This window comes from Faecalicatena orotica, assembly GCF_003149245.1.
GTDB classification, from domain to species: Bacteria; Bacillota; Clostridia; order Lachnospirales; family Lachnospiraceae; genus Faecalicatena_A; species Faecalicatena_A orotica.
On sequence record NZ_QGDL01000001.1, the window covers coordinates 81,206 to 102,614 of the forward strand.

Here is a 21,409-nt window from a genome sequence, read left to right on the forward strand (position 1 = left end):
ATATAATAAGGTTACTGTGCGCATAACAGTAAATATGATACAGCAGGAAAATAAGGAGTTAAGAAATATATGAAACATGTACACGTTGTAAGCCAGGTAGAACCGGGGAGCATCGGTGAAGAAATGGGGATCGGGCCCGGGGACAAGCTTCTGGGCATCAACGGCAATGAAATTTCGGACGTATTTGATTATTATTACTATATGGAAGCGGAAGAAGTTCTATTGTTAATAGAGAAACCCGATGGAGAACAGTGGGAGCTGGAGATTGAAAAGGATGAGGATGAAAGTCTGGGACTTCAGTTTGAGCAGAGTCTGATGGATGAGTACCGTTCCTGCAGGAACAAGTGCATGTTCTGCTTTATAGACCAGATGCCGGAAGGAATGCGTGATACCTTGTACTTTAAGGATGATGATTCAAGGCTTTCTTTCCTGCAGGGAAACTATATTACACTGACCAATATGAGTGAGGAAGACGTAGAAAGGATCGTAAGATACCATCTGGAGCCGATTAATATATCATTCCAGACGACGAACCCGGAACTCAGGTGCAGGATGCTCCATAACAGGTTTGCAGGAGATGCACTGAAAAAGGTGGACATCCTGTATCAGGGCGGAATCCAGATGAATGGGCAGATCGTGCTCTGTAAGGGCGTGAATGACAAGGATGAGCTGGAGAGAAGCATCCGTGACCTGACAGGCTACCTGCCGTTTTTACGGAGCGTATCTGTCGTTCCGGTAGGACTGACAAAGTACAGGGACGGCCTGTATCCTTTGGAGCCTTTCACAAAAGAGGACGCGAGGGAAGTTTTAAAAACGATCCATGCGTGGCAGGATAAAGTCTATGAGGAATATGGAATCCATTTTATCCATGCGGGAGACGAATGGTATATTCTGGCCGAAGAGGAACTCCCTGAGGAGGAACGCTATGACGGCTATTTGCAGCTGGAGAACGGCGTGGGAATGCTGCGTCTCTTATTCGATGAATTTGAAGAAGGATTAAAGGCGCTTGAAGGAGATTTGCGAAAAAGAGAGATATCACTTGCAACCGGCAGGCTTGCATACCCATATTTAAAGCGGATGCTGGGAAGACTAAGAGAGAAGTTCCCAAATGTCCTCGTCCGTCTCTATCCGATCGAGAATCATTTCTTCGGGGAGCGCATCACAGTTTCCGGACTGATCACCGGACAGGACCTGACGGAACAGCTGAAAGGGAAGGAACTGGGGGCGGCACTTTTGCTTCCCTGCAACATGCTCCGCATCGGGGAAGAAGTGTTTTTGGATGATTTTACGGTCCAGGATGTGGAGAATGCTTTACAAGTTCCGGTAGATATTGTAAAATCAAGCGGGCAGGATTTCATAAATGCTGTATTGGGCCCGCATACAGATTAAGAAAGGTAGTTATATAATATGAGTAAACCAGTAGTAGCGATTGTAGGAAGGCCGAATGTTGGAAAATCTACACTATTCAATGCTCTGGCAGGAGAGATGATATCAATTGTCAAAGATACACCGGGAGTGACAAGGGACCGTATTTATGCGGATGTCAGCTGGCTGGACAGAGAGTTCACCCTGATAGACACAGGTGGTATCGAACCGGACAGTAAAGACATTATCCTTGCACAGATGAGGGAACAGGCGCAGATTGCCATTGACACGGCGGATGTTATTATTTTTATTACAGATGTAAGACAGGGGCTGGTAGATTCTGACTCTAAAGTGGCAGATATGCTGAGGAGGTCAGGAAAGCCGGTTGTACTTGTCGTAAATAAGGTAGACAGCTTCAATAAGTTTATGCCGGATGTATACGAGTTTTATAATCTGGGAATCGGGGACCCGGTTCCGGTTTCCGCATCATCACGGCTCGGGCTCGGGGACATGCTGGATGCAGTGGCAGCATATTTCCCAGAGGGGTCAGGAGAAGAGGAGGAAGACGACAGACCGAGGATTGCAATCGTCGGGAAACCGAATGTCGGAAAGTCTTCTATTATTAATAAGCTCTTGGGCGAAAACAGGGTGATTGTCTCTGACATCGCAGGAACTACGAGGGATGCCATTGATACAGACATTGTACACAATGGAAAGGAATATATTTTCATTGATACGGCTGGCCTGCGCAGAAAGAATAAGATCAAAGAGGAACTGGAGCGTTACAGTATCATCCGTACGGTAACGGCGGTTGAACGTGCCGATGTCGTGCTTATGGTGATTGATGCCGAGGAGGGCGTGACAGAACAGGATGCGAAGATCGCAGGAATCGCACATGAACGAGGAAAAGGGATCATCATTGTCGTAAATAAATGGGATGCCATAGAGAAAAATGACAAAACAACGAGAGAGTACGAGTCAAAGATCAGACAGGTCCTGTCTTATCTTTCTTATGCCGAGGTAATGTTCGTGTCTGCAAAGACAGGGCAGAGGCTGACGAAGCTTTACGATGTAATTGATATGGTCATTGAAAACCAGACGCTGCGCGTTGCAACGGGAGTCTTAAACGAGATCATGACCGAGGCAGTTGCGATGCAGCAGCCGCCGTCTGACAAGGGAAAGAGGCTGAAGCTGTATTATATTACGCAGGTTTCCGTGAAGCCGCCGACCTTCGTCATCTTTGTGAATGACAAAGAGCTGATGCATTTCTCATACACAAGATATCTGGAAAATAAGATCAGAGAGGCGTTCGGTTTCAGAGGAACATCACTGAAGTTCTTTATCAGGGAAAGAAAGGAAAAGGAGCAATAGTTATGGAACGTTTAGTCTGCCTTGTAATCGGTTATGTCTTCGGTCTTCTGCAGACAGGTTACCTCGTAGGGAAACTGAATCATATCGATATCCGGAAAGAAGGAAGCGGCAATGCCGGTTCGACAAATGCAGTGCGTGTCATGGGATGGAAAGCCGGCCTCATGACATTTGCAGGGGATGTATTGAAGTGCGTTCTGGCAATTTTTCTTGTACGTTATCTGTACCGCGGCAGTGAATATCTGCCGCTCCTTGCCATGTATGCCGGTATGGGCGCAACGCTGGGACATAATTTCCCGTTTTATCTGAAGTTCAAGGGAGGAAAAGGAATTGCCGTTCTTGCCGGCCTGGTCGTATCAACGAATCCGGCTATGGTCCCGATTCCGCTGGCTGCATTTTTAATCGCGGTTATATTTTCGAGATATGTATCCCTCGGGTCACTCCTTGCATCTACGCTGTTTTTTATAGAGGTAGCGACCTTTGGACAGTATGGGATTTTTAAAATGGCAGCTCCGTATCTTTATGAAATGTACATATTAGTCCTGCTTCTCACGATTCTGGCATGGTACCGCCACAAGGAGAATATTAAGCGCCTGCTTGCAGGAGAAGAGAACCGGTTCGGATCAGGAAAAAAGAAGTAGTAAAAGTGGAGTAATAAAACAGATTCATGTGTAAAGGAGAAGAAATTATGGCAAATGTAGGTGTGTTAGGAGCCGGCAGCTGGGGAACAGCACTTTCCGTCCTGCTGTATGAGAATGGACATCAGGTGACTGTATGGTCTATTGATAAGGCTGAAGTAGAGATGCTCACGCTGAAAAGAGAGCATGAGACAAAACTGCCGGGAGTCAGACTGCCGGAGGACCTGATGATCACAAATGATCTGGAGGAAGCAGTAACAGGCAGGGATTTTCTTGTACTTGCGGTGCCGTCTCCATTTACGAGGGCTACGGCAAAGAGCATGAGTCCTTATATAAAAGAGGGGCAGATTATTGTGGATGTGGCGAAGGGAATCGAAGAGACTACCCTGATGACACTCTCCCAGCAGATCGAAGAAGAGATCCCACAGGCCGATGTTGCAGTTCTTTCCGGGCCGAGCCATGCCGAGGAAGTGGGAAGAAAGCTTCCGACGACGTGCGTGATCGGTGCGAAAACGAGAAAGACGGCAGAATACCTGCAGTCCATGTTCATCAGCCGTGTATTCCGCGTATACACGAGCCCGGACATCTTAGGGATTGAGCTTGGCGGTTCTTTGAAGAATGTCATTGCCCTGGCAGCAGGAATCGCGGATGGCCTCGGATACGGTGATAATACGAAGGCGGCCCTGATCACCAGGGGGATTGCGGAGATAGCAAGGCTTGGTGTTAAGATGGGCGGCAAGATTGAAACCTTCACCGGTTTGACAGGAATCGGAGATCTGATTGTTACATGTGCCAGCGTCCACAGCCGTAACCGGAAAGCCGGTTATCTGATCGGACAGGGCAGGACAATGGAAGAAGCGATGGAAGAAGTCAAGATGGTCGTAGAAGGTGTTTATTCGGCAAAGGCAGCGGCAAAGCTGGCAAGAAAATACGACGTATCCATGCCGATCGTCGATCAGGTTAATGCAGTCCTCTTCGCGGGCAAGAACCCGGCAGAGGCGGTAGACCAGCTGATGCTCAGGGAACTCAAGAGTGAACATTCGTCCCTTCCCTGGCCGGATGAAGTATAAGCAATGAGACATCCGTCAAATATTTTTCAGGATTGATTCATAAACCCCCTTTTCTGTGCATACATTGGTATCAGCAGAACAAGGGGGTATTTCTATGGATTCATTTCAGTTATACAAAGACATGAAAGCAAGAACAAACGGAGAAATGTATATCGGAGTCGTTGGTCCTGTTCGGACAGGCAAGTCAACCTTTATTAAGAGATTTATGGACCTGCTGGTGCTTCCGAATATGGCAGACGAACATGCAAGAGAAAGAACAAAGGATGAACTTCCCCAGTCCGCATCCGGTACAACGATCATGACAACAGAACCGAAGTTTGTGCCGAAGGAGGCAGCCACGATCAAGCTGTCCGATGATGCAGAAGTAAAGATACGCCTGATAGATTGTGTGGGATACATGGTTGATGGTGCATCCGGACATATAGAAAACGATGCAGAGCGTCAGGTAAAAACGCCCTGGTTTGAGTATGAGATACCATTTACAAAGGCCGCCGCGATCGGGACACAGAAGGTCATCCATGACCATGCGACGATTGGAATCGTCGTGACGACAGACGGAAGCATTGGTGACCTTCCGAGAGAAAATTACATAGCAGCGGAAGAAAAGACAATCAAGGAGCTCCAGTCCATCGGTAAACCGTTCATTGTCCTTCTAAACACAAAAAAACCATACACAGATGAAGCAAAATCACTCAAGGAGGAACTGGAGGAAAAATATAAAGTATCTGTCCTCCCGGTCAACTGTGAACAGCTTAGGACAGAAGATATCCATAACATTATGAGACAGGTGTTATTTGAATTCCCGATATCAGAGGTGGAATTCTATATTCCAAAGTGGGTGGAAATGCTATCCAGAGAACACAGGATTAAGGCAGACCTGCTCCAGAACGTAAAGGATATCATGGCTTCACTCAAAGATATCCGGAGTGCGTCAGGAGAGGCTCCGCAGACAGACAGCCCCTATATAGAAAAAGTGAATGTAGACAAAATCGAGATGGACACCGGGAAAGTAAAGATACGGATCGCGTTCGCAGAACAGTACTACTATGAAATCTTAAGTGAATTGACCGGGACGGACATCAAAGGAGAATACGAACTAATCACGGCTATGAAGGAACTTGCGGCCATGAAAGAGGAGTATACCCAGATCAAGGATGCTTTCGCAGATGTGAAAATGAAAGGATACGGTGTCGTAAGTCCGAAGAAGGAGGAAATCATGTTGGATGAACCGCAGATCATCAAGCAGGGAAATAAGTACGGAGTCAAGATCCACTCGGAGGCGCCTTCGATCCATATGATACGGGCCAATATAGAGACCGAGATCGCACCGATCGTCGGCAATGAGAAACAGGCACAGGATCTGGTAGAATACATCAAGGCCGAGAGTGAGACGCCCGAAGGGGTATGGGGAACGAATATATTCGGTAAATCCATTGAAGAACTGGTCATGGACGGAATGCGCAATAAGATTACAATGATTAACGATGAGAGCCAGGTAAAACTGCAGGATACCATGCAGAAAATCGTAAACGACAGCAACGGGGGGCTGGTCTGCATCATTATTTAAGGATGCTGGATACAGGACGCCGATGGCAGGACGTGTCCCAAAGCCGGCGGCACAGCGCCTGCTGGCTTAAAGTCCGGGGCGTTTCGCTTAGAAGCTGTAGACGAAAAAGGTGGGAAAAGAGAGGGATATGCCCACCTTTTTCGTCAACATCTTCTACTGCTTACTTTACGGACTTTTCACCAGCAGGCGCTGTGCCGCCGGCTTTGGGACATGTCCTGTCATCGGCTGGTGCATCCGTGCGCCATCCGGCAAGGAGGAGAGTGCAGGTGGATAGTTTGATAGGAAAGTTCGGTGTTTCATGAGCTTCTTATTTGTGTTATAATAATTCCCAGATGTATATCTATAATTTAAGGAAATAAAATAGGAGGGTACGATGAGCAGGCAGTATGAGAAGCTGGTGAAATGTTATGAATATTATCAGTCTGTGACGGATTTTTCCCCTCGTGTGGGGTTGATTCTTGGTTCGGGACTTGGAAATTATGCTAGAAATATGAAGGTGGTATGTGAAATTCCGTATGGTGATATTCCGGGGTTCCCTGTGTCTACGGTTGAAGGGCATGACGGGCGTTTTCTGCTGGGATATATTGGTATGGTGCCGGTTGCTGTCATGAAGGGACGTGTCCATTATTATGAAGGGTATTCTATCGAAGACGTTGTGCTTCCGGTGAGGCTTATGAAGATGATGGGGATTGAGAAGCTGTTCCTGACGAATGCCTCGGGCGGGATCAACCGGAAATTCCACGAGGGTGATTTTATGATGATCACAGATCAGATATCCAGTTTTGTCCCCTCTCCACTGATTGGTGAGAATGTGTCTGAACTTGGAACCCGTTTCCCGGATATGACGCATATTTATGATGTGGAACTGATGGGGCTGATACGGAATGTGGCACAGGAAGAACAGATCCAGATCCAGGAGGGTGTTTATGTCCAGACGACCGGGCCGAATTTTGAGAGTCCCGCGGAGATCCGTATGTTTGCGGCAATCGGGGCGGACGCAGTAGGCATGAGTACGGCTTGTGAAGCAATCGCTGCCCGCCATGCCGGGGTGAGGGTGTGCGGGATATCCTGTATATCGAATATGGCGTGCGGTATCACGGGGGAAGAGTTAAGCCATCTGGATGTGCAGGCAGTTGCGGACAGGCGGTCAGAGGAATTTGAACGTCTTGTAACGTGCATTATTGAAAAGATGTAGAAGGCCTGCGGTTACTATCTGCATGGTTTTGGGAAAGGATAGTTGCATGAATACTAGAATATATAATGTAAGAATTTTAACAATGGAGGCAGGTAAGAGTATTTTCCGGGGCGAGGTCTGGGTAAAGGGTGATACGATTGCTTATGTGGGCCCGTCTGTATTGGATGCTAAGGAGAAATGGGACAGGGAGATTGACGGTCAGGGGAATCTGCTTATGCCGGGTTTTAAGAATGCACATACGCACTCGGCGATGACGTTCCTTCGTTCCCATGCCGATGATATGAAACTGGATGAGTGGCTGAATAACAGGGTGTTCCCGGCGGAGGCAAAGCTTTGTGAAGAGGACATCTACTGGCTGAATAAGCTTGCGATCATGGAATATCTGACAAGCGGAATCACATCCGTGTTCGATATGTACCTGAGTAAGCCGGCAACACTCAGGACTGTGGAAGATACAGGATACCGCATGGTAATCTGTGAGAGTATCAATGACTTTGGAGGGACGGTCCGCGAAGTGGAAGACGACTATAAAAGATATAATCAGGACCCGGACAGGCTGATCTCTTACCAGCTCGGCTTCCACGCAGAATATACAACCGGAAGGCCTCTTATGGAGGAACTTGCGGGGCTCTCAGAAAAATACGGGATTCCGGTTTATGTGCATTGTTCAGAGACAAAAAAAGAGGTGGAAGACTGCAGGAGACGGACAGGTATGACTCCGGTAGGTTATATGGATTCGCTTGGTCTTTTCCGTCAGGGAGGCGGTATATTCCACGGTGTGCATATGGATGATGCGGATTTTGACATTCTAAAGCAGAGAAACCTTTATGTTGTGACGAATCCGGCTTCGAATCTGAAGCTTGCCAGCGGCATTGCACCGGTAAAACGTTATCTGGATATGGGAATTCCGGTGGCTATCGGAACGGACGGACCTGCAAGCAACAATTGTCTGGATATGTTCCGGGAGATGTTTTTGACGACAGGTCTCCAGAAAGCCATATGTGATGACCCGGAGGCAGTGCCTGCAATGGAGGTCCTGAAAATGGCGGTTGTGAACGGGGCACATGCAATGGGGCTGCCGGAATGTGATATTCTGGCAGAGGGCAGGAAGGCAGATATGATATTAATCGATCTGCAGCAGCCTAATATGCAGCCTCTGCAGAATATTGAGAAGAATCTTGTTTACAGTGGAAGCAAGCAGAATGTAAAGATGACGATGGTTGCAGGAAAGGTCCTTTATCAGGACGGGGAATACAATCTGGGGTCATCAAAGGAGGAAATATTTGCAAGGGCGAATGAGTCAGCCCGGCGCATTTTAGGGTAAATACAGGATTGTCCGGGAACACATTCTGAGGGGAAAGCGGATTCCGGATATGGGATGAAATGACAAGATACAGTGAGTTTATAATTAGAAAGGGGTACAATAGATGAAGGCAGCAATTTTTACAATAGATTCAGGCTTATATAAGGCAAAAAAAGAGAGTGCGGCAGCAAGTGCACTGAAGAGGATACTCGGACAGGTTGGTTTTGAAGTAAAGGCGGCAGGAGTCCTGCCCGAAGATAAAAAAGTACTGGCGGCGGTTATGAAGAGACTGGCGGACACACAGAGCGTAGATCTGATCCTGACAACAGGAGCTACGGGAATCCGCAGGCGGGACTGTGCACCGGATGTTGTGGAGGAGATATCCGACCGGCTTCTTCCGGGCATTCCGGAGGCGATCCGTGCCTATAATATCCGCTATACAAAGAAGGCGATCCTGAACCGCTCGGCCGCGGGAATCAGGAAGAATACGCTGATCGTGAATCTGCCGGACAGCGCGAAGGCTGCGAAGGAAAGTCTGGAATATATCCTGCCGGAATTAGTACAGGTTGTGGAGATATTAAGTTTATGATAAGAGTCACATATTTAAGCCACAGCGGGTTCCTCGTGGAGCTCGAACAGGCATATTTATTATTTGATTATTACAAAGGAGAACTGCCGGAGATAAAGGCGGGAAAACCGTTCTTTGTCTTTGTCAGCCATGCCCATTACGACCATTTCAGAAAGGATATTTTTAAACTCAGGGAATATATTCCGGAGATTTATTATATTTTATCGAATGATGTGGATGCACCGAAGAGGGAGGATACCGTCCTGGCCGGTCCGAATGAAGAACACATAATCGGCAGTCTGAAGGTGCGCACACTGCGCTCCACGGACGAGGGAGTTGCGTTTCTGGCCGAGTGCGGGGACTGTACTGTTTACCATGCAGGCGACCTGAACTGGTGGCACTGGGAAGAAGAGGGGAAAGCCTACAATACGATGATGCGCAGGAATTACCAGTATGAGATTAATAAACTGCACGGCGTGAAAATCGATGTGGCATTTGTCCCTGTTGACCCCAGACTGGGGGAACAGTATTTCTGGGGACTGGACTGTTTCATGAAACGGACGGATACACAGGCAGTATTCCCCATGCATTTCTGGGATAATTATGGTATATTTGACCGGATTGTACTCGAAAAAAGTGCAGAAGAGTATGTAGATAAGATATACAGGATTACAAAAGAAGGACAGACGTTTGAACTGGAGAAGAGGGAAGAAAAATCTTTTGCCGACAGCGTGAAAGAAATGATGGATTAGCAGATTGGAGAGTTGGAAAGTGATGCAGGTAAAGTTATATACAGACGGCGCGGCGAGAGGAAATCCGGACGGGCCGGGAGGATACGGTTCTGTGCTCGAATATGTGGACCAGAAGGGGACACTTCACACGAAGGAATTGTCACAGGGGTATGTGAAGACGACGAATAACCGGATGGAACTGATGGCTGTGATTGCCGGCCTGGAGGCACTGAACCGGTCCTGTGATGTCGAGGTGTATTCCGATTCGAAGTATGTAGTGGATGCATTTAACCAGCACTGGGTGGATGGATGGCTGAAAAAAGGATGGAAGCGCGGCAAGAATGAACCGGTGAAGAATGTGGACCTCTGGAAGCGCCTGCTTGCGGCAAAGGAGAAGCACAATGTTGTGTTCCACTGGGTAAAGGGACATGACGGGCATCTCCAGAATGAGCGGTGTGATGAACTTGCGACAACGGCGGCTGACGGCAGCGGACTGATTGTTGATGAAGGGCTTGCCAGATGAGTGAATACATAGTATAATGTACATCTGAGTTAAGTAAGACAGACAATCGCGGCTGCATGCGCCGAAAGGCCGCAGACGAGGAAAGTCCGGGCTTCACAGGGCAGGATGCCGGATAACGTCCGGTGGAGGTGACTCCAAGGCCAGTGCAACAGAAATAAACCGCCGGGAGGACATATCTGACCCAGTGCCAGATATAATTTCCGGTAAGGGTGGAAAGGCAGTGTAAGAGACTACCGCCTCGCTGGTAACAGAGAGGGCACATGTAAACCCCATCCGAAGCAAGACCGAATAAAAGCGGTGTGGCGGCCCGTCACGCTTTAGGTAGGTCGCTTGAGCCTGATGGCGACATCAGGCCTAGATAGATGATTGTCCAATGACATAACCCGGCTTATCGTCTTGCTTAACCAGGTGAATTGAGAGAAGAATATGTATGGTGCCGCAGTTGACTTTGCAGCATCATTTTTTGTACGATAAAGGAAAACTTTATAATAATAGCAGATACGGAAAGGCTGATGAAAAAATGGGAATGAGAATCAATGCACAGCTGCCCATGCCGGCAGATTTAAAGGCGGAATACCCGCTGTCAGATACAGTAAAGAAACTTAAGAAGAGAAGAGACCGGGAAATCCGGGATATTTTTACCGGGGAGTCTGATAAATTTATCGTACTGGTAGGTCCCTGTTCGGCAGACAACGAGGATGCCGTATGCGAGTATGTGGACAGACTGGCCAGAGTCAATGAGGAAGTCTCTGATAAACTGATGATTATTCCGCGTATCTATACGAATAAGCCCCGTACAACCGGAGAGGGATATAAAGGGATGCTGCATCAGCCGGAGCCTGATCAGGCGCCGGACCTTCTGGCAGGAATTATAGCCATCAGGAAGATGCACATCCGTGCGATCCAGCAAAGCGGCCTGACGGCAGCGGATGAGATGCTGTATCCTGAGAACAGGAGTTATCTGGATGACATTCTTTCTTATGAGGCGATCGGGGCCCGTTCTGTTGAGAACCAGCAGCACCGCCTGACGGCTAGCGGCATGGATATCCCGATCGGCATGAAGAATCCGACCAGCGGTGATTTTTCCGTGATGCTGAACTCCGTCGTTGCAGCGCAGAGTTCCCATACGTTTATCTACAGGGAGATGGATGTGACAACGGACGGAAATGATCTGGCACATGTCATCCTGCGTGGCGGTGTGGATAAATATGGTACCTGTATACCGAACTATCATTATGAGGATTTGATGCGCCTTCTGGAAATGTATGGACAGAAAGGCCTGAAGAATCCGGCGGCAGTGATTGATGCCAATCATTCAAATTCTAACAAGCAGTACAAAGAGCAGATCAGGATTGTGAGCGAGGTACTCCACAGCAGGAACTATAATCCGGATCTGAAGAAGCTTATCAAGGGCGTAATGATAGAGAGCTATCTGGAAGAAGGATGCCAGAGCATCGACAGTGAACGGGTATATGGAAAGTCTATTACAGACCCGTGTCTCGGATGGGAGGATACGCGCCGGCTTATCTATAAAATTGCAGAGAATATTTAACACAGGAACGAATTGACAAGAGTGGGAAAGATACAGGCGAACTATGTACAGCAGAATACTTCGTGCAATCTATAAAATAGAGAATAACCATGTGTTTTCAGCAGTGAAGAAGGGATTTACACTTTTAATCCCTGTTCTTCTCGTGGGTTCTTTTGCGCTTTTATTCCTTAATTTCCCAATTCCTGTGTTTCAGAAATTTATTGCAGAATGGGCGGGGGGAGTCTTATCGACATCCCTGCACTTTCTCTTTGATTCAACGGTTGGTTTCATGTCTATATATCTTGTGGTCAGCATCAGTTATTATTATTCCTCTGAAATGAAGGAACGTGATGGGTTTCTTCAGGTGATGGCTATGGTAGTATCTGTGGTTTGCTTTGCGGCTTCTTTTGGAGCGGCTGGTGGTTCTATGGAACTAAGTGACTTAGGTCCTGTCGGGGTATTTACAGCGATGTTTTCTTCCGTGGCTGCGACTAAGCTGTTCTACTTTTTTTATGGAAAGATCTCAGCAGCACACAGATTCCGGTCCAGAGGGGCGGACGTGGATTATAGAAATTCACTTTCTGCAATTTATCCCCTTCTTCTGTGTGCGCTTATTTTTATCGGAATGAATCTGACTATCCAGACAGTCTTTAAAGTAGATAACTTAAACGATCTTGTGACAGATGGCATAGTATTTTTGTTCCACAATATCAATGATGGGTTAGGCGCCGGAATCCTGTATGTTGTTGTACTGGATATTCTGTGGGTATTCGGTATACACGGGGGCAATGCGCTGGAGCAGGTGGCACAGACGTATCTGGTCCCGAATGACAATGCAGCGGGAGTGATTATATCCAAATCCTTTTTGGACAGTTATGCATTGATAGGGGGCTGCGGGGCGGCAATCTGCCTCCTGGCGGCGCTGCTCATCTTTTCCAAAGGAAAGGATAACCGGCAGCTGGCTTACTCCGCATCCGGTGCGGTTTTGTTTAACATTAATGAGATCCTTGTGTACGGACTTCCCGTTGTGCTGAATCCGGTTCTGATCATTCCCTTTATTCTGACCCCGGTAATTTCCCTCCTCATCGCGTATGGTTTTGCCACAATGGGATTTCTGCCGATACTGGGAAGGACTGTGACATGGACGACACCTGTTTTATTTAGTGGGTATTTATCCTCCGGTTCATGGAGGGGCGTGGCCGTGCAGCTGGTGATTCTGGCAGCAGGGACAGGGGTTTATGCCCCCTTTGTATGCCTTGCACAGAAAGTAAAAGAACAACAGGCAAAGATGCTTTTAAATGAGCTGACTGCTTATTTTAAACTGGTGCAGCAGGAGGGGCGGGACGTCCATCTTATGGAACAGCATGACAGCAAAGGACTGCTGGCTCGGAATATGGCAGAGCAGCTTCGGATCGATGTCGAACAGGAGCGGCTGACGATGGGGTATCAGCCGCAATATCATAAAGAGCATGGTCTGACAGGTGCAGAGAGTCTGCTTAGATGGAGATATATGGACTACCCGGTTTACCCTCCTCTGGTAGTGGCTCTGGCGAAGGAGGATGGTTTCTTTGACCGGCTGACACAGGTTGTGGTAAAAACATCCATGAAAGCATGTAGTGAACTTTTAAGAGAGGGCAGTGCATTGACGATATCGGCAAACATATCGGCTGACCAGATGGATTCAGAACAGTTTATCAATCGTGTTATCCGTATGGCGGAAACATATGGAGTATCGGGGCATTATTGCCTCGAGGTGACAGAAGAGTCAGCGGTTGACCGGATGGAAGAGATTCCGCACCATATCAGCAGGCTGAAGTCGGCAGGGATTCTGGCAGCAGTCGATGATTTCAGCATGGGCAGGACCAGCCTTATGTATCTACAGACATCCAGTTTTTACGCTGTAAAACTGGATGGAAGACTGGTACAGGGGCTTCTGGAAAATGAGCGGAATCAGGAGATCATTGCATCAATTGTATCTCTTGGAACCAATCTTGGATTTGTTGTGATGGCAGAATACGTAGAGACAGAAGAGATCCGTGAAAAGTTAGAGTCTCTGGGATGTAATCTATATCAGGGATATTTATACAGTCCGGCGGTTCCGCTGGAGCGGCTGAAAGAAATTGTGAAAGGCAGTCAGCCAAAAAAATAGCAGCATTTGTAAGGTCAGAGTGTGCAGGCAGGTCAGGATTGTGGGAAATGCAAATCTAAAGCAGCCTGTACACTTTTTTTTATTTACAAATGTTACAGTAGGAGTTATACTGGTAACAGAAAGATAGTTCCGCTTCGCGGATTTACGAACAAGAGGGAGGAGGACTATATGAAAAAACACGATACCGAAGTCGTTAAACTTGAGATTTGGGATGAATTTGTAAAGCATTTCAGAAATGAGAGAACAGCCGCAGCTTATCTGACTGAGATAGCGGAATTTGAACGAATCAGCAAAAAGTCCTTTTTCGCCAGTGGTGCAAAGGAGGCGGAAAGATATTACAAATGGCTGAAGAACAGAGAAGAATGCGGTGAAATAAGCGGAAGTACGCTAGGAAAAAAGTTCTGGGAATTACATTCTTTTGCATCCTTTGCAGAAAAATGGAGTGGGATGTACGGGGTACAGCCGGGGTTCGAGGACTGTTTTTTCCCTTGGCTGAGGGAAGCAGGGCATCAGGAAAAGCTGGTACACATTATCCCGGTAGAAGATATGGATGCTTTATACCGGGCGGCGCAGGAGGACAAAATGGCTTATACAATCATTACCATCATCCACAGAGTCGGGTTATCGTCCAGAGAAATCTCGGAATTAAGACCCGGCGATTTTGCCTCTTATGACAATGGTGTATTCGCACATATAAGAAGCAGGGAAGAACTTTGTTTCATTCCGGCGGACGTTGTACAAATACTGAATCAGTTTCTGGAAGAAAGAGAGGATTTCGAATTCCTTTTTTACAATAGAAAAGGAGATCCATTAAATAAAATGTTCATCAGCAGGATGCTGAAAAAATATACGGGACTGGCAGGAATACCATCTTACAGTGCCGAGAAGATACGGACGACCTGTGGCGTTACAATGTCCGCATATGGTGCAACAGCGCGACAGGTTGCCAGACAGATGGGGATTACAGGGACACAGATTCGAAAATATCAGAACAGGCAGTATAAGGATAATCTGAGAGTCAGGGCAAATGAACTGGTAAAGATACGGATAGAACCGCCAGTGTAGATGAATTGGTAAAATATTCTGAAAATGAAGGTGCATAGGGGTCAGACCCCTATGCACAATGTTGGTACTACTTATTATCGTTATATTTTTCCTCACAGTATTTACAACGGTATATCTGATTTTCTTCGTCTGTCAATACAAAGACATGTTCCAGCCCCTGCTCAATGGAAGTGATGCAGCGGGGATTTCTGCAGCGCAGGACATTTCGAATTTCTTTTGGAAGTGTCAGGCGCTTTTTCTCTACAATCTCTTCGTTTTGGACGATGTTGACTGTTATTTTATGGTCGATGAAACCGAGAATGTCTAAATCCATGAAATCGATCGGGCATTCTATTTTCATGATGTCTTTCTTGCCCATTTTGCTGCTTTTTGCATTCTTTATGATTGCCACGCAGCAGTCTAATTTATCAAGATGTAAGTATTTATAAATTTCCATGCTTTTGCCGGCTTCGATGTGGTCGAGTACAAAACCTTCGGAGATACGGCCAACGTTCAAAGTGTTTTTCAACATAATGTTCCTTCTTTCTTCTAATCTGGGTGTATGTTAGTCTACATGAATATCCAGCAGAGTGAGGATCAGTGCCATGCGGACATAGACTCCGTACTGCATCTGCTTAAAATATGCTGCACGAGGGTCATCGTCTATTTCCACGGATATCTCGTTCACCCTCGGAAGTGGGTGAAGTACATACATATCCTCAGGTGCAAGCTTCATTTTCTTCTTATCTAATATATAGAAGTCTTTCATACGCACATAGTCTTCTTCATTGAAGAAACGTTCTTTCTGGACTCTTGTCATATACAGGATGTCGAGTTCAGGCATTGCATCTTCCAGACGGACGACTTCTTTATAGGAAATGTTCTGTTTGTCCAGTACATCATGGCGCATATAGTCAGGAAGTCTCAGTTCTTCAGGTGAAATCATGACGAATTTGATGCCGGTGTAGCGCACAAGTGCATGAATCAGTGAGTGTACGGTACGCCCGAATTTCAGGTCGCCGCAGAGGCCGATTGTCATATTGTTCAGACGGCCTTTGACGTTTAAAATTGTCAGCAGGTCAGTCAGTGTCTGGGTTGGATGCTGATGCCCGCCGTCACCGGCATTGATGACCGGGATGGAAGAATGCTGGCAGGCAACCATCGGTGCGCCTTCTTTCGGATGACGCATGGCACAGATATCTGCATAGCAGGAAATCGTCCGGATCGTATCAGAAACGCTCTCTCCCTTGGCAGCAGAACTGGAATCTGCGGAAGAAAATCCCATAATGCTTCCCCCCAGGTTCAGCATGGCAGCCTCATGGCTCAATCTTGTCCGGGTACTTGGCTCATAAAATAAAGTAGCCAGTTTTTTCCCGTCACAGGCATGTGCATATTTGTCAGGATGTGCCTCTATATCCTGCGCAAGAGTTAAAAGTTCGTCAAGTTCCTCTACGGAAAAATCCAGAGGACTCATTAAATGTCTCATAAAAAACCTCCTCGTATGCCCCAGGGCATATTAATCTTATCAGTATTTCAGCCATTTTAGAGATTATTGGGATAGTACACTAATAATTCCCGGGCCGACTTGCGTTTTGGCGGTTCCGGCTCTGATTCCGGATAACCAATTGCAATTAATGCAGCAAGTTCCTGATCTTCTGGTATGTTTAGAAGTTCTGTGATACCATCTTCATCAAAAATCCCCATGATTACCGTGCCGAGCCCATATTCTTTAGCGGCAAGGCAAAACGTCTGGCATGCAATCCCCACATCACACATCTGCCATCTGTCGCCCTTTTTCGTCGAATAAGAACCATCGCGCTCGAAACCACACCGCCCCTTTATGAAGGTGACAGCGATCAGCATTGGTGCCTGCCGGATAATATTCGCATTGTGCTCACGGGTGAATTCATCGGCAATCTTTCCGAGAAGGGAAGAATCTTCGATTGCGATATAACGGGTAATCTGAGTGTTTTTCCAAGATGGAGAATAGGATGCTGCATCCACAATTGAATTAATAATTGAATGGTCAATCGGGTCCGGCTTGTATTTACGGATACTTCTCCGGGTTTTGATGCAATCAATCACGTTCATTTGTATACCTCCCTGTCTGAAATTGTGTTACTGTGTACGTCCTATGGGCGAACACAGTAACCTGAAATTCTCTTCAACTAATCATATACTAAAACAGGGTGATTTTCAACAAGAAATTTATGAGTTTTTTTAGAGGCATATCTGGTTGTTACTGTTCACACCCTGCGGGCGTGCACAGTAACGGCATCTGCCCATTAAAAGTCGCCTGCGGCGAGGGGCAGATGCCCCGACACCATCACTTTATCGGCCCCGATGCCGTGCAGCTAGGTGCACGGCACGGTGTGAACAGTAACATCTGGTTAACGCAGGATTTTTTCAAACAGCAGTCCTGCACCGAACCATAAGGGGGCATAATCGAATCTTATGAGTCCTTTCAGATTATATTTGGACTTGCTGTAGTCCCAGGGACACGCGTGATGCTTTTTCAAAAAGCTGCCGGAGAGGAACTCACCGGCAAAGATACAGCAGGTATACACGCTGCCGCGCAGAAACGGGCTCTTCCCTTTCAGGAGACGGCAGACAGGGGTCAGCAGACAAGCTGCCCCATAAATCGGGAACATCCAGATGGAAGTCCGTCCGACCAGAGTGAATTCTTTTCGTTTAAAGGAATGCAGGGCTGTGAATATAATCTCCATGCACCAGCCTACGGTGCCGCATATAATAAATTTGTTCTTCATGGTAAGAAGTATGTTTAGGACAGGGGAATTTTATACGCAGTTTATGTTAAAAAACAGCCTGAACGGAAAAAATGGTTGGATTATACAGTTAAATGTATTATAATATTTCTTAGTTTGTGCAAAGGAGAAATAAAAATGGCTACATTGGAAGAACTGAGAATGCAGTTGGATGAGATCGATGACCAGCTTGTAAATCTGTATGAAAGCAGGATGCAGGTATGCAGGGAAGTCGGGGAACTGAAGGTAAATACAGGCAGAAAAGTGTTTGACCGGCAAAGAGAGCGGGAAAAGCTGGAGGCAGTATCTGCAAAGGTATCCGGGGATTTTAACAAGAAGGGAATTCAGGAACTGTATGAACAGCTTATGTCCATGAGCAGAAAGTTGCAGTACCAGCAGCTGGTTGGGGCCGGCGCACTCGGACGCCTTCCATTTATTGAGGTGGATTCACTGGACAAATCAAATGCCAGGGTGGTATTCCCGGGGGTGGAAGGCGCTTACAGCCAGGCTGCCATGCAGCATTATTTCGGTGAGAACTGCAACAGTTTCCATGTGCGTACATTTCGGGATGCGATGGAAGCGATTGAGGAAGGGTCTGCCGATTATGCGGTTCTTCCGATTGAGAATTCGTCAGCAGGTGCTGTCGATGAGATGTACGATCATCTTGTAGAGTTTGAAAATTACATAGTAGGTGAAACAGTGATCCCTATTACACATACACTTGCCGGCCTGCCGGGAACGAAACTGGATGATATCCAGCGGGTGTATTCAAAAGGAGTAGCACTTCTGCAGGCATCACGTTTTCTGAATGAACACGGTAACTGGCAGCAAATCAGTGTGGCTAATACGTCTATCGCGGCCAAGAAGGTCCTGGATGACCAGGATTACACCCAGGCGGCTGTGTGCAGTGCATATGCGGCTAAAGTTCATGGATTGTCTGTACTTGAAGAAAATATCAATGATGTGCCGAATAACTCCACAAGGTTTATCGTTGTAACGAATCAGAAGATTTTCCTTCATGATGCGTCAAAGATCAGTATCTGCTTCGAGGTGCCCCATGAGAGTGGTTCGCTGTACCACATCCTGTCTCACTTCATATATAATGACCTGAACATGACAAAGATCGAATCCCGCCCGATTGAGGGAAGAAACTGGGAGTACCGTTTTTTCGTGGATTTTGAAGGGAATATGGCGGATGCAGCGGTGAAAAATGCAATCAGGGGCCTTCGGGAAGAAGCCAGAAATCTGAAGATACTCGGGAATTATTAAAACAGGAACGGACAGGAAAGAGGAACAGATATGCGTACGAATGAATTAATGCTCTATAAAAATATGGAATATGGGGAACTTCTTCTGGATATGACATTTTTGATAGAGAATTATGAGAATGAATATTATAACAGGGAAGACTTAAGAAGCCTGCTCTTTGAATGTGTGAATGCGCTGCTGGAGCTGTCAGTGAGCCACGGTTTTGAAGGAAATCTGTGGCACACGTATCTGACATTTCTTCTGGCAAGCGATGAGAATGCATACAGCACCTCCTGTGAGATCGTAGGCCCGGTGGATGGAAGCATCAACGATATTGCACTTCAGGACTTCGGGGTTTTCAAAGAATTGTTTGATTATGATTTCAGCAGGCTGGAGGAAATACTGGACGTAAAATGTTTCTCAGTTCTGCTGGATTATCAGAGCATCAATGAAGGCAGCAAGGTCTTCAATAAACGCATCAGGGACAGAATCTGCGGGCTTGCAAAAGCTCTTGGAAATGCCGGAAGCGTGGGGATGTTCAAAAATATACTGACCCAGTTCTATAAGGAATTTGGCGTGGGAAAGCTCGGTCTGCATAAGGCATTCCGTGTGGAACACCCGGAAGAGGAAGGCGTACAGATCGTGCCGATCACGAATATTGCACATGTGCATCTGGATGATCTGGTCGGATATGAGATCGCAAAAAAGAAACTCATCGATAATACACGGGCATTTGTGGAAGGCAGGAGGGCAAACAACTGTCTTCTGTACGGTGATGCGGGAACAGGAAAGTCGTCTTCCATCAAGGCAATCCTGAATCAGTATTATGACCAGGGGCTGAGGATGATCGAGGTTTATAAGCACCAGTTTCAGGACCTGAATGATGTGATCACGCAGATAAAGAACAGGAATTATAAGTTTATTATTTATATGGATGATCTCTCATTCGAAGAATTCGAGATAGAGTATAAATACTTAAAGGCTGTCATCGAAGGCGGGCTGGAAAAGAAACCGAATAACGTACTGATCTATGCCACCTCAAACCGCAGGCATCTTGTGCGCGAGACATTCAAGGATAAGGCGGACCGGGACGAAGAATTGCATACGAATGATACAGTTCAGGAGAAACTGTCATTGGTAGCCAGATTCGGGGTGACAATCTATTTTGGTTCTCCGGACAAAAAAGAATTCCAGATGATTGTAAAAGAACTGGCAAAACAGAATGGAATTAAAATGCCCGAGCAGCAGCTGCTCCTCGAGGCAAATAAATGGGAACTGACCCACGGCGGCCTTTCAGGCCGTACGGCACAGCAGTTTATTGACTATCTTCTCGGATGTCAGTAAGACGTGTGTACAGCAGCCCCAGAACAAAAAAGAAGGATATTTCATGAATAAAATTGCAAAAAAAACAGGGAGTGTACTTTTGCTGCTCATTTTCTGTGTAGTTCTTACAGCAGGATGCAGCGGAAAACTGACTCCTAAAAAATTAATGTCATCGGTTTCTAAGAATCTTGCAGGGGCGGAATCCATAACTAATACGCTGAGTATGCATATAGAACTGGAAGATGTACTGGATACAATGAAGATTTCGATGGACATGACGATGGAAAATACTGCAAAACCGAAGGCTGGCCATGCGAAGGGGACGGCAGAGGTGAATTTCAGCGGAAATAAGGTAGGCAGCGGTATCGAGATATATCAGGTAAATGAGGGCGATGAATTTGTAACATACAGCAGTATGTATGATAAGTGGAGCAGAGAAGCTGCCAGCAGCGCCGGGAAGAGTACGTTTAACGGCAATCTTTTCGAGGAGGCGGGCGCATCCATTAATTCATTCCGCCTGGCAGAGCAGAGTGTAGAGGTAGGCGAAAAGGAATGCTATGAGATGTACGGGGATATAACAGGAAAAGAACTGCTGCAGTTTATGGGGCTGGATATGATGGGTGCATTTGGTCTGGTAGAAATCCCGGATGAAGATGCAATTGCAAATCTGGCAGTTCCGGTTACGATAGACGTATATCAGGAGGAACTACTGCCGGCCAGAGTAATCGTGGATATGACAGATGTGATGAATGACCTGTACGATGAATACGGTAAAAGTACGAATGTGAATGACTTTACAATTCAGCTCGGTTATACGGGATTCGATAATGTCGGGGAAATCCAGGTACCGCAGGAAGTAAAAGACGCCTGTACACCATAATAATGATGTATAATAGGGGCTGTAGAAATATTCCCCTAAAAGCGAAAAGCTCTCGTCGTGCAATGTACGGCGGGAGCTTCTTTGACATTACGTAACGATAACGTCATTTTCCAACATATATTAAATAGAAAACTTTCCTGT

The 21,409-nt window shown here is 46.6% G+C and carries 20 protein-coding genes and 1 other RNA gene; 17 read left to right on the plus strand and 4 right to left on the minus strand.

Translation table 11 applies throughout. The annotated features are described in order from the left end of the window. The first annotated feature begins 69 nt into the window (after positions 1-69). The 14 genes from A8806_RS00380 (at position 70) to A8806_RS00445 (ending at position 15,073) form a co-directional block, all read left to right on the plus strand. A complete protein-coding gene (locus tag A8806_RS00380; RefSeq protein ID WP_109729189.1) occupies positions 70-1,389 on the plus strand; it encodes a DUF512 domain-containing protein in 1,320 nt (439 codons plus the stop codon). Positions 1,390-1,407: 18 nt separating this feature from the next. After that, positions 1,408-2,736, plus strand: a complete 1,329-nt coding sequence (gene der / locus A8806_RS00385; protein WP_109729190.1) for a ribosome biogenesis GTPase Der — start codon at positions 1,408-1,410, stop codon at positions 2,734-2,736. Positions 2,737-2,738: 2 nt separating this feature from the next. Continuing rightward, positions 2,739-3,374 (plus strand): glycerol-3-phosphate 1-O-acyltransferase PlsY, encoded by a 636-nt coding sequence (gene plsY, locus A8806_RS00390; RefSeq protein WP_109729191.1) that lies wholly within the window; start codon positions 2,739-2,741, stop codon positions 3,372-3,374. Positions 3,375-3,421: 47 nt separating this feature from the next. Then, entirely contained in the window at positions 3,422-4,441 is a 1,020-nt protein-coding gene (locus A8806_RS00395; RefSeq protein ID WP_109729192.1) for an NAD(P)H-dependent glycerol-3-phosphate dehydrogenase, read from the plus strand. 94 nt (positions 4,442-4,535) lie between these two features. Continuing rightward, positions 4,536-6,008: a stage IV sporulation protein A gene (spoIVA, locus tag A8806_RS00400; RefSeq protein WP_109729193.1), complete on the plus strand. Its 1,473-nt coding sequence runs from the start codon at positions 4,536-4,538 to the stop codon at positions 6,006-6,008. Positions 6,009-6,381: 373 nt separating this feature from the next. Beyond that, a complete protein-coding gene (locus A8806_RS00405; protein WP_109729194.1) occupies positions 6,382-7,203 on the plus strand; it encodes a purine-nucleoside phosphorylase in 822 nt (273 codons plus the stop codon). Between the two features lie 46 nt (positions 7,204-7,249). Further along, positions 7,250-8,527 (plus strand): amidohydrolase, encoded by a 1,278-nt coding sequence (locus A8806_RS00410; protein WP_109729195.1) that lies wholly within the window; start codon positions 7,250-7,252, stop codon positions 8,525-8,527. 103 nt (positions 8,528-8,630) lie between these two features. Further along, a complete protein-coding gene (locus A8806_RS00415) occupies positions 8,631-9,095 on the plus strand; it encodes a MogA/MoaB family molybdenum cofactor biosynthesis protein (protein ID WP_109729196.1) in 465 nt (154 codons plus the stop codon). After that, positions 9,092-9,826 (plus strand): MBL fold metallo-hydrolase, encoded by a 735-nt coding sequence (locus A8806_RS00420; protein WP_109729197.1) that lies wholly within the window; start codon positions 9,092-9,094, stop codon positions 9,824-9,826. The genes A8806_RS00415 and A8806_RS00420 overlap by 4 nt, the downstream gene beginning before the upstream one ends. Before the next feature lie 22 nt (positions 9,827-9,848). Continuing rightward, positions 9,849-10,328: a ribonuclease HI gene (gene rnhA / locus A8806_RS00425; RefSeq protein WP_109729198.1), complete on the plus strand. Its 480-nt coding sequence runs from the start codon at positions 9,849-9,851 to the stop codon at positions 10,326-10,328. Between the two features lie 30 nt (positions 10,329-10,358). Continuing rightward, positions 10,359-10,735: RNase P RNA component class A (rnpB, locus tag A8806_RS00430), an RNA gene on the plus strand. Positions 10,736-10,848: 113 nt separating this feature from the next. After that, entirely contained in the window at positions 10,849-11,880 is a 1,032-nt protein-coding gene (locus tag A8806_RS00435; RefSeq protein ID WP_109729813.1) for a 3-deoxy-7-phosphoheptulonate synthase, read from the plus strand. A gap of 43 nt (positions 11,881-11,923) precedes the next feature. Continuing rightward, the gene (locus A8806_RS00440; protein ID WP_109729199.1) at positions 11,924-14,008 is read left to right on the plus strand and encodes an EAL domain-containing protein; all 2,085 of its coding nucleotides are present in this window, start codon (positions 11,924-11,926) and stop codon (positions 14,006-14,008) included. Between the two features lie 168 nt (positions 14,009-14,176). After that, positions 14,177-15,073 carry a tyrosine-type recombinase/integrase gene (locus tag A8806_RS00445; RefSeq protein WP_109729200.1) on the plus strand — a complete coding sequence of 299 codons (897 nt, stop codon included), beginning with the start codon at positions 14,177-14,179 and terminating at the stop codon, positions 15,071-15,073. Between the two features lie 67 nt (positions 15,074-15,140). On the opposite strand, the gene A8806_RS00450 is transcribed toward A8806_RS00445, so the two are convergent. The 4 genes from A8806_RS00450 to A8806_RS00465 form a co-directional block, all read right to left on the minus strand. Continuing rightward, a complete protein-coding gene (locus A8806_RS00450) occupies positions 15,141-15,584 on the minus strand; it encodes an aspartate carbamoyltransferase regulatory subunit (RefSeq protein WP_109729201.1) in 444 nt (147 codons plus the stop codon). Between the two features lie 33 nt (positions 15,585-15,617). After that, positions 15,618-16,538 (minus strand): aspartate carbamoyltransferase, encoded by a 921-nt coding sequence (gene pyrB / locus A8806_RS00455; RefSeq protein WP_109729202.1) that lies wholly within the window; start codon positions 16,536-16,538, stop codon positions 15,618-15,620. Positions 16,539-16,594: 56 nt separating this feature from the next. Beyond that, a complete protein-coding gene (locus A8806_RS00460) occupies positions 16,595-17,143 on the minus strand; it encodes a nitroreductase family protein (protein ID WP_109729203.1) in 549 nt (182 codons plus the stop codon). Positions 17,144-17,442: 299 nt separating this feature from the next. Beyond that, positions 17,443-17,820: a putative ABC transporter permease gene (locus A8806_RS00465; RefSeq protein WP_109729204.1), complete on the minus strand. Its 378-nt coding sequence runs from the start codon at positions 17,818-17,820 to the stop codon at positions 17,443-17,445. Positions 17,821-17,955: 135 nt separating this feature from the next. Between A8806_RS00465 and pheA the strand changes: the two genes are divergently transcribed. From pheA to A8806_RS00480, 3 genes are read left to right on the plus strand one after another with little or no spacing between them, the layout of a single operon-like run. After that, positions 17,956-19,086 carry a prephenate dehydratase gene (gene pheA / locus A8806_RS00470; RefSeq protein WP_109729205.1) on the plus strand — a complete coding sequence of 377 codons (1,131 nt, stop codon included), beginning with the start codon at positions 17,956-17,958 and terminating at the stop codon, positions 19,084-19,086. 30 nt (positions 19,087-19,116) lie between these two features. Beyond that, the gene (locus A8806_RS00475; RefSeq protein ID WP_109729206.1) at positions 19,117-20,409 is read left to right on the plus strand and encodes an ATP-binding protein; all 1,293 of its coding nucleotides are present in this window, start codon (positions 19,117-19,119) and stop codon (positions 20,407-20,409) included. 43 nt (positions 20,410-20,452) lie between these two features. Next, a complete protein-coding gene (locus tag A8806_RS00480; RefSeq protein WP_109729207.1) occupies positions 20,453-21,268 on the plus strand; it encodes a DUF6612 family protein in 816 nt (271 codons plus the stop codon). The last annotated feature ends 141 nt before the right edge of the window (positions 21,269-21,409 follow it).

Bases quoted from the DNA above. Each gene is read 5' to 3' on its own strand.
- A8806_RS00380 (WP_109729189.1), top strand. From the start codon at position 70: ATGAAACATGTACACGTTGTAAGCCAGGTAGAACCGGGGAGCATCGGT.
- der (WP_109729190.1), top strand. From the start codon at position 1,408: ATGAGTAAACCAGTAGTAGCGATTGTAGGAAGGCCGAATGTTGGAAAA.
- plsY (WP_109729191.1), top strand. From the start codon at position 2,739: ATGGAACGTTTAGTCTGCCTTGTAATCGGTTATGTCTTCGGTCTTCTG.
- A8806_RS00395 (WP_109729192.1), top strand. From the start codon at position 3,422: ATGGCAAATGTAGGTGTGTTAGGAGCCGGCAGCTGGGGAACAGCACTT.
- spoIVA (WP_109729193.1), top strand. From the start codon at position 4,536: ATGGATTCATTTCAGTTATACAAAGACATGAAAGCAAGAACAAACGGA.
- A8806_RS00405 (WP_109729194.1), top strand. From the start codon at position 6,382: ATGAGCAGGCAGTATGAGAAGCTGGTGAAATGTTATGAATATTATCAG.
- A8806_RS00410 (WP_109729195.1), top strand. From the start codon at position 7,250: ATGAATACTAGAATATATAATGTAAGAATTTTAACAATGGAGGCAGGT.
- A8806_RS00415 (WP_109729196.1), top strand. From the start codon at position 8,631: ATGAAGGCAGCAATTTTTACAATAGATTCAGGCTTATATAAGGCAAAA.
- A8806_RS00420 (WP_109729197.1), top strand. From the start codon at position 9,092: ATGATAAGAGTCACATATTTAAGCCACAGCGGGTTCCTCGTGGAGCTC.
- rnhA (WP_109729198.1), top strand. From the start codon at position 9,849: ATGCAGGTAAAGTTATATACAGACGGCGCGGCGAGAGGAAATCCGGAC.
- A8806_RS00435 (WP_109729813.1), top strand. From the start codon at position 10,849: ATGGGAATGAGAATCAATGCACAGCTGCCCATGCCGGCAGATTTAAAG.
- A8806_RS00440 (WP_109729199.1), top strand. From the start codon at position 11,924: ATGTACAGCAGAATACTTCGTGCAATCTATAAAATAGAGAATAACCAT.
- A8806_RS00445 (WP_109729200.1), top strand. From the start codon at position 14,177: ATGAAAAAACACGATACCGAAGTCGTTAAACTTGAGATTTGGGATGAA.
- A8806_RS00450 (WP_109729201.1), bottom strand. From the start codon at position 15,584: ATGTTGAAAAACACTTTGAACGTTGGCCGTATCTCCGAAGGTTTTGTA.
- pyrB (WP_109729202.1), bottom strand. From the start codon at position 16,538: ATGAGACATTTAATGAGTCCTCTGGATTTTTCCGTAGAGGAACTTGAC.
- A8806_RS00460 (WP_109729203.1), bottom strand. From the start codon at position 17,143: ATGAACGTGATTGATTGCATCAAAACCCGGAGAAGTATCCGTAAATAC.
- A8806_RS00465 (WP_109729204.1), bottom strand. From the start codon at position 17,820: ATGAAGAACAAATTTATTATATGCGGCACCGTAGGCTGGTGCATGGAG.
- pheA (WP_109729205.1), top strand. From the start codon at position 17,956: ATGGCTACATTGGAAGAACTGAGAATGCAGTTGGATGAGATCGATGAC.
- A8806_RS00475 (WP_109729206.1), top strand. From the start codon at position 19,117: ATGCGTACGAATGAATTAATGCTCTATAAAAATATGGAATATGGGGAA.
- A8806_RS00480 (WP_109729207.1), top strand. From the start codon at position 20,453: ATGAATAAAATTGCAAAAAAAACAGGGAGTGTACTTTTGCTGCTCATT.